Raw genomic sequence first — 14258 nt, 5'->3', positions numbered from 1 at the left:
ACCACTCAGATCACTTTTGCTCACCGGCCAGTCGCTCGCACAGGTCCTTGAACGCCTTCGTATCCACCTTCAGTTCCACCGGTTTGCCGTTGTCCTGGTAACCGATGGTGACGAGACCGCCGACGATCTCGTGCTCCATCTCGGCGAAGAGGACGGCCCGCGGGTTGATGAGGAGATTGCCGGAACGGAGAAAACCCCTGTTCTCGAGCTCCTGGGCCATCGCTTCCTGCTCGGTCTTGTGCACTTTTTTGAAGAGCTGCTTTCGTACCGCGCTGCCGTCAAACCAGACGTCGATGAGGCGCGTGTCGTCGCCGACGAGCGGGTTTTCGGCCGGGGTGGTGAGTTGGGCGGCAAGGATCTTGTCGGTGTTGATGTAACGCATGGGGAACTCCTTCGATAGAGAGGAAGCGGCATCATGGACTTGCCGTTGGGCTGTTGGCCCAATCTAATTTAAACTCAGTCGCTGTTCAAGCTAATTTTCCAGACTCAACATACATGCCCACGATCCTTTCAGAGCGAATTCCCTTTTTGAAAGGGCCCGCCTGTGCTATTGAAAAAACGCAAGGCTTCTTGAACATGAGCGAACACTCGAGAACCGAGAATGCGGGACCCTGGCGACGGAGGAATTCCGGCTGTGCGTTCTTGAGGCATAAGGACTTTGAATATGGCATCTCTTGATTTTGAGCGGGAAAAAGCACTTTTCCGGAAATACTACGACACGAACGAGAAGCAGTTGATTGCGGCGAAGGACTCCATTGTCGAAATCGTCCGGAACCTGGTCGGGCAGACGGGAGGGGGGGCGACCACCAAGGTCGATGGGCGCGTCAAGGAGAAAGAGGAGTGCATCAAAAAGTTCCAGCGCAAATACCAGGGTAAACTCGAGGCGGACGAGCAGCCCTATCAAATCAGGGACTTCATCTCGGACCTGATAGGCGTGCGGATCGTCTGCCTGTACGAAGACGAGGTCCCTGTGGTGTCGGAGCTGCTGCAGCGCAACTTCAAGATACTAAACGTCACCGACAAGACCTCCGCGGTGGAGAGCACGGAGGACTCCTTCGGCTACAAGGGGCTGCACATGGACCTGGCCCTGGATCCCGAAGCGGCTTATCTCACCAGGAACGTGCCGCCGGCCGATCTCTGCTTCGAGGTGCAGATTCGCTCCCTGATACAGGACGCCTGGAGCATGCTGGACCACAAGATCAAGTACAAGAAGTCGATACCGGTGGATCTCAAGCGCAGGATCAACGTGCTCGCCGCCCTCTTCGAACTGGCTGACCGCGAGTTTAAAGAGATCAGGAACGCGACCTCCGACCTGATGCTGCAGGCCACGGTGACGCAGATTGACCCGGAGACGCCGGGCCAGGCGGTCACCGCAGGCACGAGGACGGTGAACGCCTTCAACTTCGTGCCCATTGCCGCGCATTTCTTTCGTGATTTTGTCTTCGACGACGAGAAGGTGGATGATTTTGTCCAGGACATCCTGGAACAAAACAGCACCCTGCAAAAGGCCGATCTGCACAGGTGTTTGAACGAGAATCTGAAGGTCGTCAGGGAGTACCGCGACCACATATTGGCGGAAAACCCGGAGAGGACCTTCAGCGCCTACACCTCGATCAGGCACTGTCTCTATCTCTACGATCCCGAGAAGTTCCCACGCATCTTGTCGAGAAGGAACAAGGAACGTTTCGTCGCATGGATGAAGGGCAATCAGCCGGCACCCGAAGCGCTGCAGCTGTAATCCCCTGTTTCTGATGCGTGCCGGTCGTGTGCCTTGGTACTGGGCGGGGTAGGGGGGCGCCGTTACCCCATCACCGGTCCAGCACCTCCCTCACCTTGCGCAGCAGATCCATCGGCTGAACCGGCTTCATGATCAGTTCGATCCCTTCTTCGGACACGCCCCTGTTCTGGATGAAGTCCGCGGTGTAGCCGCTCGAATAAAGCACCTTCACCCCCGGCTGCAGCTGCGAGATCTTCTCGTAGGCTTCCTTGCCGTTGTTTTTCGGCATGATCATGTCCATGAGAATCATCGCGACCCGTTCCCTGTTCGCGGCGAACTGCTCGACGACGTCCTGCCCGTCCACGGCCTGGATCACCTCGTAACCATACTGGCTTAGTATCGATACCACGAGGTTGCGGACTTCGGCATCGTCCTCGGCCAAAAGGATGGTCTCGCTCCCCCCTTTGGGCGCCTCCACCTGCACGATTTGGGCGTCCGTCTCGCTCCTGGCCTCCTGCACCGGCAGGTAAATCCTGAAGGTGGTCCCGTGCCCGGGTTCGCTGTAGACGTTGATGATCCCGTTATGCTGCTTGATGATGCCGTAGACGATCGCCATGCCGAGGCCGGTCCCCTTGCCGACCTCCTTTGTGGTGTAGAACGGCTCGAAGATCCTCTTGCGGGTTTCCTCGTCCATGCCGCTGCCGCTGTCTGACACGGTCACCACGGCGTAGCTCCCCGGTTCCTCACGCCCGGATTCGTGGTCGAAGGGGGACTCCACCGCCTGCAGCCCGGTCTCGATGGTGAGCATCCCGCCTCTGGGCATGGAATCGCGTGCGTTGGTCGCCAGGTTGATCAGCACCTGTTCGAGCTGCCCCACGTCGGCGTGCACGATGAGCCGGTCGCCGTAGGTCACCGTCCTCAGGTGTATGTCCTCGCCGATCACCCTGAGGATGAATTTCTTGAAGTTCTCTATTACCTTGTTCAGATCGACAGGTTCCAGGTGGATGACCTGCTTGCGGCTGAAGGTCAGCAGTCCCTGGGTGAGCTGCGCCGCCCGCTCGGACGAGGAGAGGATGTGATCAAGCCATTCCTGCTCTTTTTTGCCAAGGCTTTCGTTCATCTTGAGCATGTTGCCGTAGCCGGTGATCACCTGCAGGATGTTGTTGAAGTCGTGGGCGACGCCGCCGGCCAGTTGTCCCACCGCCTCCATCTTCTGCGATTGCCGGAGCTGTTCTTCGAGGTGGATGCGCTCGGCAAGCATCCTTGACACCTTGATCGAGGTAAAGCTGAGCGTGGAAACCACCTTGGTGAGTTCCGCGTAGAATTTCATGCCCGCCTCGGCCGTTTCCCTTGAGAAACGAGGCACCCGATCCAGGGCTGCCAGGTACTGCGTCTCGTCGAACCCGTAGCGCCTTGCCTGCTCGCGGAAAAGCTCCACATCGGGCGGCTCGTCCTCGTAGAAGAACTGCCCGATGAAGACGTTGCCGACGTGCCGTCCACCCACCTCTATCGGAGTCACCATGTCCCACATGTTGTTCTTGCAGCGGTAGCGTTTGAAAGTCCCCACGGCCACCCCCCTGGAAAGAACGGTATCGCTTTCCAGGCAGTTCTTGCAGGCCTCGGGGTGGGCCCTGTGGAACTTGGTGCAGATGTCCTGCCAACCCACCGCGACCAGCACCTTGCCCGAAACGTCGAGGACTGCCCCAAGCATCCCGGTTATCCTGTAGAAATCGTCCATCATGGCCTGGAGCATGTCGCTGTCGATGATGTCCGACAGCTCCAGGGTCCCGATGTCCCCTTCGGGTTCCAGGATCGCCTTCAGTTTGTGCCGGACGGTCTCCTCGCTCTTTTTGAGCGCGTCCTCGGCCCGTCTTCGTTCCTCGATCTCCTCTTCCAGCATCGCGGTCTGCTCCTCGAGCAGCGCCGTCTGTTCCTGCAGCGACTCCTGGGTGATCTCGCGCTCGGTCAGTTCCTCCTCGAGTTGGGCGCTTTTCTTCTTCAGCTCGTTTTCCAACTGCTTCAGTTCCGTGATGTCGGTCGATATGCCGCAAAGACCGTAGATGGTGCCGGCCTGGTCGCGCAGCGGGAGTTTCACGGTCCAATAGCTGCGCGGCATTTCGTTCTCAGCCGCCAGGTTGATCTCTTCCCTTCTGGTTGTGAGCCCTTTCTCGATCACGGGGCGGTCGCTGAGGACGATCTCCCGCACGAATTCGGGGGAGAAAAAGGCGTCGTCTGTCTTGCCCAGGATCTTCTCTTCCGGGTACCCGAACAGTTCGCAGACCTTGCGGTTCACATAGCTGTAGCGGTAGTTGGTGTCCTTTATGAAGATGTAGGCGCCCACGTTGTCGAGGATGGTATCCAGGCGCAGCTTGCTTTCGCGCAAGGCAGCTTCGGACGCCTTGCGTTCGCGGCTGCGCCGGTAGAAGAAATAGACGGCAAGGCACGCGACCAGGAGTGCGAAGGGAAGGAGGTACTTCAACATGTCCCTGAAGGTCGGCTCCTTGGTCTCGTAAACGCCGAACCACTTCTGATACAGCTCGTCATAGTCGCCGTCCGCCTTGGTGAGCGCCAGCCCTTCGTTCAGCGCGGCGAGTAGATCAGACTCACCCTTGTGTACGCCGAAGGTGAACTTCTGTGCGTATCCCGCTTTGACATCCAGGGGACGTACGTTGTCGATGCGCAGTTCGCGCAGCGTCTGCATGCCGGCAAGCTTGCTGAGCAGCATGGCATCGTGCTTTCCGGAGGAGAGGAGCCTGAGTCCTTCCCGGGCATCGTTCACGAGCACCAGTTGCTTTTGCCAACCCCTGGAGACCGCGTATTCGTGGGCAAGGTCGGAGTTGAACACGATGATGGATTTCCCGGCCAGGTCCGCCTCGGAGCGGATGCGTGAGTCCCCCTTGCGCACGAAGATGGCGCCGTTAACGGTGACGTGGGGAACGCTGAAATCGGTGTAGCGATGCCGTTCGTCGGAGGTGGCTATATTTACCAGCACGTCGACCTTGCCGTCCCTGAACTCCTGGAGCAGCTCGCCCCACGGCCTGACGCGGATACTGTATTTGACCCCCGCTTCCCGGGCGACCTCTTTCCATAGTTCCACGGCGAAACCGCCGGCGGTATCGTCGGTACTGCCGGTGGAGAAGGGTGGGAAATTCTCCTCGCTCCCGACCACCAGCGGTTTCTGGGATTGATAGGCGCCCGGTGCTGCTGCAACTGAGGCAATGAGGCACAGGATGAGGATGAAGATTTTGAACATTCCGGGTCCTTTGTTCGATGTTCGGATGCACTGTATCAGGCCGGACAAAAGCGGGAACCTGGCCTTAATGAGTTGTGGACATAGAAAAGATAACAGAGAAAAAGAAGTCGTAAAGAGAACGTTCAATTGCGGTTTGAGTTTGCTGGGAATCGGCTGTTCTAGTGGCGGGGGGCTGCGGAGACTGCGAACGAACCCCATTCGATGGGCCTTCCGGGGGCGGAAACGGTGAAGCGCTCTCTATTGACAGTTTGGTGTGAATTGCTTAATCTTTTGTGCGGGAATGTGGAGTACATGCTGCAGTGAAGGAGACGACCGTGATGGATGATATAGCCAACAAGAGGATTGAAAAGCTGACGAACCAGGGGCTTGAACATTTGGAGGCCGGAAGGTACTCGGAAGCTATTCAAGTCGCCATGAAGCTCGAAGAGGCCAAAGGGCCTCTCGCCTTCTACATTGCCGCCGAGGTCTATGCCAGCTCCAAGAATTTCAGAGATGCCGTTTCGACGATGAGGCGCGGCGTGTTGAAGCGCCCCACTTTTTGGACGAACTGGTTCTGCCTCGGCATCTATCTCGGCCAGCTTAATAAATATGAAGAAGCGCTGGCCGCCTATGAACAGGCACTGCTTTGTCCGCAGGCGAACGCGGATATGATTCGTCTCAACATGGCATTTCTCTCGATAGCTAGTAAGGCCTTCCAGGCGGCGCTTGATTACCTTGACTGCCTCGAACAACCTTCTCTGCGACCGGGTGCCGAACAGGCGCGAGTGGCTGCTTTGGAGGGGGTCGGCAGACTTGCCGAAGCGGAAGCATTGGCCGAAGTCCTTCTCAAGGAGCGTACCGAGGGGGATGGGGAGTATCAAAAAAGGGTAGGGCTTGTGGCCGCGGCACTCGCGCGCATTCGGTTGCAAAAGGGACGATCAAAGGAAGAGGTCCGGAGTTTCCTGATGCAATTTCTGGAGGAGTTCGGATGCAGCACTCCGGTGCTCTATGAAATAGTGAAGCTGGAAGAATTACGCTACAGTGCGGAGTCCAAATATTACCGCCTCGCGATTGTCGCCAAGCTCCCGATGGACCATCCCTGGTATCGGGAGGCGCAGGCTTACGGAATCGTCTACGACGTGGTATCGGATTCCGAGGAACGGGCGCTCGAGATGGTCAAGGTATTCGAGAGCGCCGCCGGGGTCGAGAGCGTAGACGTGGCGAGTTGCAAGATACGCGGAGACATGCCGGAAGAGCCTATGGGGGTTTTTTGGTTCAGCGAGAAATTTTTCGGCTAACTTTGCGACGGTGAAGGCTCACACTCCGCGGGAGAATCGAGTTGCGCGAGCAGCGATTGCCTGCGTCGGGGATCGGTCAGCCTCCTTACCAGCCTGCTGCACTGGCGGCGGTGAGCCATGGTGATGATCATGGTTTGGCGGTCGTCGTTCTCCCAAGCTTCCCTGTATCGCGACTCCTCGGTTTCGATTATCGCCTCCAGGAACTCTCCGAAATCGGACCACTCCTCGCTATCCACGAGGTATTGCAGCAGGTCGCGTGCCCCGATAACCTGTGCAAACGCGAAGAGCTTACGCGGTTCATTATCGTCTTCCTCCACGCTTTGAGATCTCCTGATCGACTCCTTGCTTAACGTCCCCAACTCCATTGAGAGCAGTCTGTCTTCTCTCGCAATATCCATGATGCGCCTCCCCTTAGCTGGAATGGTTGGTGCGTCACTACGGTGGCGAGGTCAGTGGTCGGTGCGACTTCGCCTTTTGCCAGTCACAAAATGTACCGCATGGGGGGAGGATTTGCCACTGCTGCCGAAAAAAACGGCCCCGCCGCTACGGCTTCGTCGCGGTGAAGATGGCACGCAGCGGTGCAGGGTGTCCTTCGATGGTCTTCTCCGCGTCGTCGGGGTCGAGGAAATCGGGGAGCGACTCGAAGCGCATCCAATCGGTGGTGCGCTGCTCGCCGGTGCTCGTGCGGTTCGTGTCGACGCAGGCGATCTCGGTGAAGCCGCAGCGCTTGAGCCACAGGGTCATCGCGGCGATGGAGGGGAGGAACCAGACGTTGCGCATCTTCGCGTAACGCCCCGGGGGCATGAAGATGGTCTCCTGGTCCCCTTCGACGATCAGCGTCTCAAGCACCAGTTGTCCGCCGCTGCGCAGGCACCCCTTCAACTCGAAGAGATGGTCGAGGGGAGAGCGCCGATGGTAGAGAACACCCATCGAGAAGATGGTGTCGAAGCAGGCGAGATCGGCGGGGACGTCCTCGATGCCGATGGGGAGCACATGGTGCTGCGGATCACGGAGGTAGCGCTGCATCACTTGGAACTGCTGCACCGAAAGCAGGAAGGGGTCGATGCCGAGGACGAACTCGGCGCCGGCGCCGCGCATGCGCCAGCCGTGATAGCCGTTGCCGCAACCGACGTCAAGGACGCTGCGTCCGGCGAGCGGCTGGAGGTGCGGCAGAACCCGGTCCCACTTCCAGTCCGAGCGCCACTCGGTATCGATCTCGATGCCGAAGAAGTTGTAGGGGCCTTTGCGCCAGGGGTGAAATGCCTGGAGCTGGGCGATCAGCTCTTCGCGGTTCACCTTTGCGAGATCGAGGTCGGCACTCGAGCCGATGGTGACGCTGTCGCGCAGTTCAACATGGGACGGCCGCAGCTCCGGCAGCGACTGCAGGGCATTTATCCAACCGGACATTTTGCCGTGGCTGTCGAGATCCAGTCTCTCCGGCAGAGTCGCTCGCAGCTGCTCTGCCCAGCGCTCCTGCCCCATGGATATTAATTGCGGATAGAGGGCGTCGTAGAAATTCATTTGATGGCGACCATGGAGGCGAAGTTGAAGCACTGGAACCATACCTCGACGGAAGAGAAACCGGCCGACTTAAGCCGCTCCTGGTGACAGGCGAGAGTCTCAGGGATCATCACGTTTTCGAGCGCCGACCGCTTCTGGCTGATCTCCAGGTCGCTGTAGCCGTTGGCCCTTTTAAAGTCGTGATGCAGCTCCTGATGAAAGTGCTGACGCGCCGGTTCGCTGAAGGCGATCTTCTCGGAGAGGATGAGGATGCCGCCCGGCCTGAGTCCGGCGTAGATGCGCTCGATCAGCTCCGGACGCTGTGCCGGGGGGATGAACTGCAGCGTGAAGTTCAGGACGACTACCGAGGCATTCTCGATGGGGACTTCCTGGATGTCGGCGCAGATCATTGTCACCGGGACGGCCGCAGCGGCATCGCGCGCGAGGAGCTCGCGGCCGCGCTCGAGCATGGCGGGGGAGTTGTCGACCGCGATGATGTCGCACTCCGGTTCCTTGATGCGCTGGCGCATGGAAAGGGTGGCCGCTCCGAGGGAACAGCCGAGGTCATAGCAGTGGCTCCCCGCCTGGGCGTATTTCGCCGCGAGGATGCCGATATTGGATATGATCATCCCGTAGCCTGGGACCGAGCGTTGTATCATGTCCGGGAAGACCGCGACGACCCGTTCATCGAACTTGAAGTCGATCATCTCCTGCAGTGGGGCGGCATAGATGGCATCTGTTTTTTTGATCACAGTCTTTGGTTCCTCGCGAAGCTGGTTTTGCGTGAAGCAGAGAGTGGAACATAGCCCGTTTCCTCCCGAACATCAACCCCGTGTTTGCCACCCCGAGATAATGCCGCCCCGAATCGAGCCGAAGTTATGGTGACAGGTCACAGGGCTCAAGGCAGGTTCCACTTATAGGTAATGGGAATAATTTTTATGCGAAAAGATAATTTCACTGGCGGCGCCGGTTGAAGTAATGTTACGAATCTTTTCAACGGGCCTGAGTCGATACAGGGGGACCGCTTACCCTTGTGCACTGGCTGGTCCACACCTTGTCCCATCGCTGTTATGATGCGGTGATCAGTTAAAAGGAAGGAACTGCGATGTTCTCCACACTTCTTACTATTTGGCTACTCTACGTAGCAGTTCTGCTCAGTCCCGGTGCGAACACCCTCCTCATCACCCAGCTTGCCGCAAGCGATGACGGCAAATCGGCCCGAGTGGCGGCCATCGGAGTCGCCGTCGGTTCCACCATCTGGTGTATCTGTGCCGTGTGCGGGCTGCACGTTATTTTCGTGGTGTTTCCAACTCTCAGGATGGCGCTGCAGATTTCCGGCGCGGTCTATCTCCTGTACATCGCGTGGCGTCTCTGGCGTTCAGCCGCCGCGCACGATTCGGAGGAGAAGGTTCGCGCCGCGAAAACCCCGCTGGCAGCCTTTCGTCTTGGCTTTTTGACCAACATAACCAATCCGAAGGCGGCCCTCTTTTTCGGAAGTATTCTGGCCGCCTCCTTTCCTGCCGCTCCGGACAAGGTCCTGCAGATTTCAGTCATAGCACTCGTGATGGTGTCGTCGGCCTCCTGGCATCTGCTTCTCGCGTATGTCTTTTCACGCAGCAAAGTGCGCACCGGGTATGCCCGTTTTCGCAGTCCCTTCAATAGGTTCGCCGCCCTTGTCGTAAGCAGTGTCGGCCTCGCCCTTTTCATCACCACCCTAAAGGAAGCCCGCCGCCAGATCTCCACCGCATCCGCAAGCTTCACCGGCACCTAGCCGCTGCCATAGACCCTTTGCAAGAGGGGGCTACAATGCCCTCTCTATCCGCTGAAGCCTTAGAACCCCATCGGAGTTTACTTCTTCTATTTCACAAGCGATGGTTTTGCGGTTGGGAAACCGAGGGTTGCGGCAATGCATGACTTCCCCACTCTTTCCGCCTGTCATGGTGTAGACCACCACCTTATGTAGCAGCTCGTCACCTGCCTGTCCCACGGTACATTGGAAAGCGAAAGTTCCTTCGCCCATAGTGAACTTTTCCGGAGTCACGCATGGCTCAAGCGTATGGCGCGCTCCCCCCTGTCCCACCAAAATCACCCGTTCCCTTCTTCCTTCCAGCGGGTCTTCAATACTGCTTCCATCGGTATGACCGCGATTTTGCGATTCCGCTTCCAAAGAAGGTTTCTTGTACCGTAGAGGTGGGAGAGGGGGCGTACTGGACAACATCCGCCTCGCTTGACACTATACCTGTATTGGTATAGTGTCGTCTCGTGCCTTGCTACGACATATTTTTGCGGGGCCTCGTGAAGCGGCTGCTGGAATAATGGCCGCGCCGGGAGAGGCCGCGAAGGAGATAGGGACGTGGCTAAAGGGATCGAGTTCCTAGGCGATTCGCTTGAGGTGAGGGGTAAATGATGGAAGAGAGAATAGAGGAAGTGGTTGAGGAGACGGCGGTGATTTCTTCAGGCGGCAACGTTTTCGCTGATCTGGGACTGCCGGACGCGGAGGAATTGCTGGCGAAGAGCACCATCGCCATGAAGATAAATCAGATCATCGAAAAGCGCCATCTATCCCAGACAGAGGCTGCCGCGCTTTTGGGCATCACGCAGCCGAAGGTTTCCCTGATCCAGCGTGGAAAGCTGAGAGGCTTCTCGCTGGAGAAGCTATGCAATCTGCTCACCCTCCTGGGACGCGATGTGGATATCGTGATCCGTGAGAGGAAGGCGGGAGGGCTTGGGCATATGAGGGTTGTCAGCGCGTGACTAACTCTCCCTATCCAGTCTCAGGTCCGTGACGGCATCGGTTCACCCTGGTTGAGCAGGCGCCAGCCTTTGACGCTCTTGATGATGACCCACAGGTACGTGAGGGCGAGGATGACCATCCCGACACCGAAGAACAGGAATAGTATCCCGAAGAGATAGCCGATGAGGGATTTCCAGAAGATGCTTATCTGGTAGTCGAAGTGCGTGCGGGTGAGGGCAGGGGACTCGCTGCCGCGATAGACATAGGCTAATGCGACGCCGACGATCATGGTGACGCCCCACAAAAGCGCACCGATGTAGCAGCCGTAGACCACCGCAGGCATGGTCTTCTCCGACGTCTGTACCTTGCTGAAGGCCTCCGAAACGTCTCCCATGCCGTATCCCATCAGGTAGATCTCGCGGGCGTACTCTCCATCAACAACGAAGTCGACCCGGTCCCTCGGTTGAGGCGCGCGGGGGCTTTTCCAGTCCGAACTCCTGAAGCGGTACCTCGTACCGTCAGCCGTCCTGATGACCCCCTCTTCAGCATCGATCCCAAGCACCATGCCTTCCATAAGACCTCCCGGAGTAAACGAGCCGGTTCAACAGGTTATATAGTAGCCATGGAATGGAGATGTTCAAGCTGAGTCAATGAGTCGATATCTCTTGCTGGATTCTCCACCCAAACTGAAAATCTCAAGGACATCCCTGTGCAGTACAGAGCTCTATCTGGGGGATACTTCACGTGCATCGGTACGAATTTGAAACGACCATGTGCAGACTTGAAACGTGTCCGTAGTAAATTCCAACGTGGTCGTGCAAACTTGCAACACGGTCGTTGTTATTTGCAACGCGCATGTGCAAGCTTGAAATGCGTTCGTTGTAATTTGCAGCGTGCACGTGCAAGCTTGCAACGCGGCCGTGGTAATTTGCAACGTGCACGTGCAGACTTGCAACACGGTCGTGGTAATTTACAACACGCACGTGCAAGCTTGAAACGCGTCCGTAGTAATTTGCCACGTGTACGTGCTGCTTTGAAACGCGTGTGCCGAAATTCCAAACGTGTGCGTGCTAACCTGAAACCTACCCGTGACAGTTTGAACCATGGGCCTGTCAATCAGGAACGTGTCCGTTTAGGAACCCTGTCCGAGATCCACCACGGTCTCACAATTGTAACTTGTTAATCATTTGTCACTTCTCTGCGTTGGCGGAAAAACTCCTACATGCAATGCGGATATTTTTGCCTACCGCGAAGAGCTTCCTGCCCCGGACGTGGAAGCCCCCACTGAAACCGCTCCCCCTCCGCCGCGAAACACATAAAGCATGTTGTGCTTCGTGGCGGTTGGTTGGGCGTGCTACTCGTCCAGTGCAAATGGCCAATACGATCTGGACCGCATGTCACGGCATGAACGGATGTCGCCATGTTTGAGTGGAATTTAACAAATTGACCTGCTCCCCATCTTCGACCCTCTGCGCTTTATTCCTACCTTGTTCTGGTCTGTTTTCTTACATATACCATCAGATATATGCCGACTATATCAAGAGTTTAAAGCGAAATCAGCGGCTACGCCAAATGACGAAGTGGCACCGCGAATCCGCTGAATGACTTGGTCACTAAAAACCACAATTCATAAACCATTTCTCAAAATTGTTACTGTTTACGCTTGGCTTGTTTTTTGCTCATAGCGAACACAAAAATCTGGTCGATTTTCTGTGATGTTATGTGCTTGCCATGTGAGTGGCGGCAATTTGGCTCAGCCCTGTCAAGACAGCTCCCGATAAAACCTCTCTCACTGTTTCGATATTTCCTTTCCAGGTTTTTCACTGTGATGTTTCCGGTTTTGACTATTTCAAATAGTCGATATCGAATTTGATTTAATCAGGGGGAGGGATTGTGAACGTGCTACCTCGTTTTTTGAAAAGCATAATTTGCTGCAGTTTGCTCAGCGTTCTTTTCTGCAGCGGAACCGCACTGGCGGCAAAAGCCGCCAAGGAGGTACCCTCGCTGCTCGTGAGGTTATCGTCCGGTCTGAGCGCGGAGCAGGAGTCGGATGTCATCGTCTCGAACGGAGGGGTGCGCAAGGCAAAATTGCGAAAGACCCCCCTTCAAGTCGTTTCCCTTGCGCCTGGCGAGACGCAGAGGGCGCTGGATAAATACAGGAAGGACCCGCGCGTGGTGAGCGTAGAGGTCAATCAGGTCCGGAAGGCGGCAGGCGTGACCAACGACCCGGCCTACGAGTCACAATGGGCGCTGCCGAAAATAGGCTGGGACAAGGTGTACGGCGCCATCACCCCGGCCGGCACGGCGACGGTGGCCATTCTCGACTCCGGTGTTGATGCCACACATCCCGACCTTGCCGGGAAGGTCCTCCCCGGTACGTCGATCCTCGACGGCTCCGACGGTCTTACCGACCTGAACGGTCACGGCACCGCCATGGCCGGGATTATTGCTGCAGTTGCTGACAACGGGGTCGGTATGGCCGGCGTGGCACCAGGCGGTGTCAGGGTCATGCCTGTAACAGTGCTCGACGCCGATGGGGAAGGGTTGGACAGCGACATCATCGACGGTATCAGGTGGGCTGCGGATAACGGCGCAACTGTCATCCTGATGCCTTTCAGCAACCCGACCTTCAGCCAAAATCTGCAGGACGCGATCGACTATGCCTGGTCCAAAGGGTGCGTCCTCGTGGCGGCCACAGGCAACGAAGGATCCGGCAGCCCAACCTTCCCGGCCGGGGACCGCGGCGTGGTCGGTGTTTCGGCGACCGACCCGAGCGATGCGCTCCTTTCCTTCAGTAACTACGGTTCCGACGTCTACGTCGCGGCGCCGGGCGCACAGATATATTCCACAGCTCCCGGGGGCGGATACGCAAGCATGACAGGCACCTCCGCTTCCGCGGCCATCGCGGCCGGCATTGCCGCCTACGTCAAAGCCGTAAGCCCGGCACTTTCCAACGGCGTGGTTGTAGGACGTCTCGGCAGCGGCGCTTCCGCCATCGGAAGTCCTGCGCAGACAGGGCATGGGCGGGTTGACCTCGCCGGTACGCTCGCCAGCAAAGACGTGACCTACCTCCAACCCGCCGGGGTCGGCGGAGGAACGACGCCCGTACAGGACCCTTATCTTGCGGCAGGGACTTGTGATAAACTGCTATTCTTGACTGTCCCATTTATCGCCAATGCGCTCGCCGTCACAGAAGTCATCGTTGAGGCACACAACGGCAGCGCAAACTGCACGTTTCCATCACCCGGTACTACGCTTGTAAATCTAAGTTCTGACAGCGCGGGGGGGGGCTTTTATTCCGACCCTTCGGGGACCAATAGCATTACAACGGTCTCTCTCTCTAACCCGAGTTCGAACAAGGCTCACCAGGCCACCTTCTATTACAAGGACAGCTACGGCGGGACCACCCCCATTATTCGTATCTATCAGACCGGTGCAGGGGCGTTAACTGATGCCTCTCAGACGGAAACCATCAACAAGGTTTCCCAGTCCATAACCTTCAACAAGCCTGCGGACCTTGCCTTTACCACCGGGCATCCGACCGTGACCGCCACCGCCAGTTCCGGGCTCGTGCCGACTTTCACTTCGAGCACGACCGGCGTGTGCACTGTCACGAGCGGCGGTTCCCTCACCTTGATATCCACCGGCAACTGTGCCATCAACGCAGACCAGGCGGGGGATGTCAGCTACAGCGCCGCGCCCACGGTGGCCCAGACCTTTGCCGTCACACCGCTTCCCCAGTCGATCACCTTCACTTCCACGGTGCCTGGCAATGCC

At 57.5% G+C, this 14258-nt stretch carries 12 protein-coding genes; 5 read left to right on the top strand and 7 right to left on the bottom strand.

The genetic code is table 11. The annotated features are described in order from the left end of the window. Positions 1-10 precede the first annotated feature (10 nt). The gene (locus E4633_RS17220) at positions 11-382 is read right to left on the bottom strand and encodes a hypothetical protein (protein WP_135872032.1); all 372 of its coding nucleotides are present in this window, start codon (positions 380-382) and stop codon (positions 11-13) included. Between the two features lie 282 nt (positions 383-664). Between E4633_RS17220 and E4633_RS17215 the strand changes: the two genes are divergently transcribed. Next, the gene (locus E4633_RS17215; protein ID WP_135872030.1) at positions 665-1738 is read left to right on the top strand and encodes a GTP pyrophosphokinase; all 1074 of its coding nucleotides are present in this window, start codon (positions 665-667) and stop codon (positions 1736-1738) included. Positions 1739-1808: 70 nt separating this feature from the next. Here the strand turns inward: E4633_RS17215 and E4633_RS17210 are convergent, their stop codons facing one another. Further along, positions 1809-4970 (bottom strand): PocR ligand-binding domain-containing protein, encoded by a 3162-nt coding sequence (locus tag E4633_RS17210; RefSeq protein ID WP_135872028.1) that lies wholly within the window; start codon positions 4968-4970, stop codon positions 1809-1811. Positions 4971-5287: 317 nt separating this feature from the next. Here E4633_RS17210 and E4633_RS17205 point away from each other — a divergent pair, with 317 nt between their 5' ends. Continuing rightward, positions 5288-6247, top strand: coding sequence for a tetratricopeptide repeat protein (locus E4633_RS17205; protein WP_135872027.1), 960 nt, complete (start codon positions 5288-5290; stop codon positions 6245-6247). Here E4633_RS17205 and E4633_RS17200 read toward each other — a convergent pair. The 3 genes from E4633_RS17200 to cmoA form a co-directional block, all read right to left on the bottom strand. Then, positions 6244-6645 (bottom strand): hypothetical protein, encoded by a 402-nt coding sequence (locus tag E4633_RS17200; protein WP_135872025.1) that lies wholly within the window; start codon positions 6643-6645, stop codon positions 6244-6246. The genes E4633_RS17205 and E4633_RS17200 overlap by 4 nt on opposite strands. Before the next feature lie 145 nt (positions 6646-6790). Then, positions 6791-7768 (bottom strand): tRNA 5-methoxyuridine(34)/uridine 5-oxyacetic acid(34) synthase CmoB, encoded by a 978-nt coding sequence (cmoB, locus tag E4633_RS17195; protein ID WP_135872023.1) that lies wholly within the window; start codon positions 7766-7768, stop codon positions 6791-6793. After that, positions 7765-8499: a carboxy-S-adenosyl-L-methionine synthase CmoA gene (gene cmoA / locus E4633_RS17190; RefSeq protein ID WP_135872021.1), complete on the bottom strand. Its 735-nt coding sequence runs from the start codon at positions 8497-8499 to the stop codon at positions 7765-7767. Before cmoA ends, cmoB begins: the two co-directional genes overlap by 4 nt. 353 nt (positions 8500-8852) lie before the next feature. On the opposite strand from cmoA, the gene E4633_RS17185 reads away from it, so the two are divergent. Then, a complete protein-coding gene (locus E4633_RS17185) occupies positions 8853-9518 on the top strand; it encodes a LysE family translocator (protein WP_135872019.1) in 666 nt (221 codons plus the stop codon). A 30-nt stretch (positions 9519-9548) separates the two neighbouring features. Here the strand turns inward: E4633_RS17185 and E4633_RS17180 are convergent, their stop codons facing one another. Further along, entirely contained in the window at positions 9549-9914 is a 366-nt protein-coding gene (locus E4633_RS17180; RefSeq protein ID WP_135872016.1) for a hypothetical protein, read from the bottom strand. 236 nt (positions 9915-10150) lie between these two features. Between E4633_RS17180 and E4633_RS17175 the strand changes: the two genes are divergently transcribed. Further along, a complete protein-coding gene (locus E4633_RS17175) occupies positions 10151-10501 on the top strand; it encodes a helix-turn-helix domain-containing protein (protein ID WP_246038195.1) in 351 nt (116 codons plus the stop codon). A 20-nt stretch (positions 10502-10521) separates the two neighbouring features. On the opposite strand, the gene E4633_RS17170 is transcribed toward E4633_RS17175, so the two are convergent. After that, the gene (locus E4633_RS17170) at positions 10522-11055 is read right to left on the bottom strand and encodes a DUF4870 family protein (RefSeq protein ID WP_135872014.1); all 534 of its coding nucleotides are present in this window, start codon (positions 11053-11055) and stop codon (positions 10522-10524) included. A 1436-nt stretch (positions 11056-12491) separates the two neighbouring features. On the opposite strand from E4633_RS17170, the gene E4633_RS17165 reads away from it, so the two are divergent. After that, a partial coding sequence (locus tag E4633_RS17165; protein ID WP_198419469.1) for a S8 family serine peptidase occupies positions 12492-14258 on the top strand: 1767 nt, incomplete at its 3' end.

This window comes from Geomonas terrae (genome assembly GCF_004791675.1).
GTDB lineage: Bacteria > Desulfobacterota > Desulfuromonadia > Geobacterales > Geobacteraceae > Geomonas > Geomonas edaphica.
Note: the sequence above shows the minus strand (reverse complement) of the source record. Positions and strands in the feature narration are given on the sequence as shown.

Coding starts and splice junctions, on each gene's coding strand:
- E4633_RS17200 (WP_135872025.1), bottom strand. CDS start 6,645: ATGGATATTGCGAGAGAAGACAGACTGCTCTCAATGGAGTTGGGGACG.
- E4633_RS17185 (WP_135872019.1), top strand. CDS start 8,853: ATGTTCTCCACACTTCTTACTATTTGGCTACTCTACGTAGCAGTTCTG.
- cmoB (WP_135872023.1), bottom strand. CDS start 7,768: ATGAATTTCTACGACGCCCTCTATCCGCAATTAATATCCATGGGGCAG.
- E4633_RS17210 (WP_135872028.1), bottom strand. CDS start 4,970: ATGTTCAAAATCTTCATCCTCATCCTGTGCCTCATTGCCTCAGTTGCA.
- E4633_RS17215 (WP_135872030.1), top strand. CDS start 665: ATGGCATCTCTTGATTTTGAGCGGGAAAAAGCACTTTTCCGGAAATAC.
- E4633_RS17175 (WP_246038195.1), top strand. CDS start 10,151: ATGATGGAAGAGAGAATAGAGGAAGTGGTTGAGGAGACGGCGGTGATT.
- E4633_RS17205 (WP_135872027.1), top strand. CDS start 5,288: ATGGATGATATAGCCAACAAGAGGATTGAAAAGCTGACGAACCAGGGG.
- E4633_RS17170 (WP_135872014.1), bottom strand. CDS start 11,055: ATGGAAGGCATGGTGCTTGGGATCGATGCTGAAGAGGGGGTCATCAGG.
- E4633_RS17220 (WP_135872032.1), bottom strand. CDS start 382: ATGCGTTACATCAACACCGACAAGATCCTTGCCGCCCAACTCACCACC.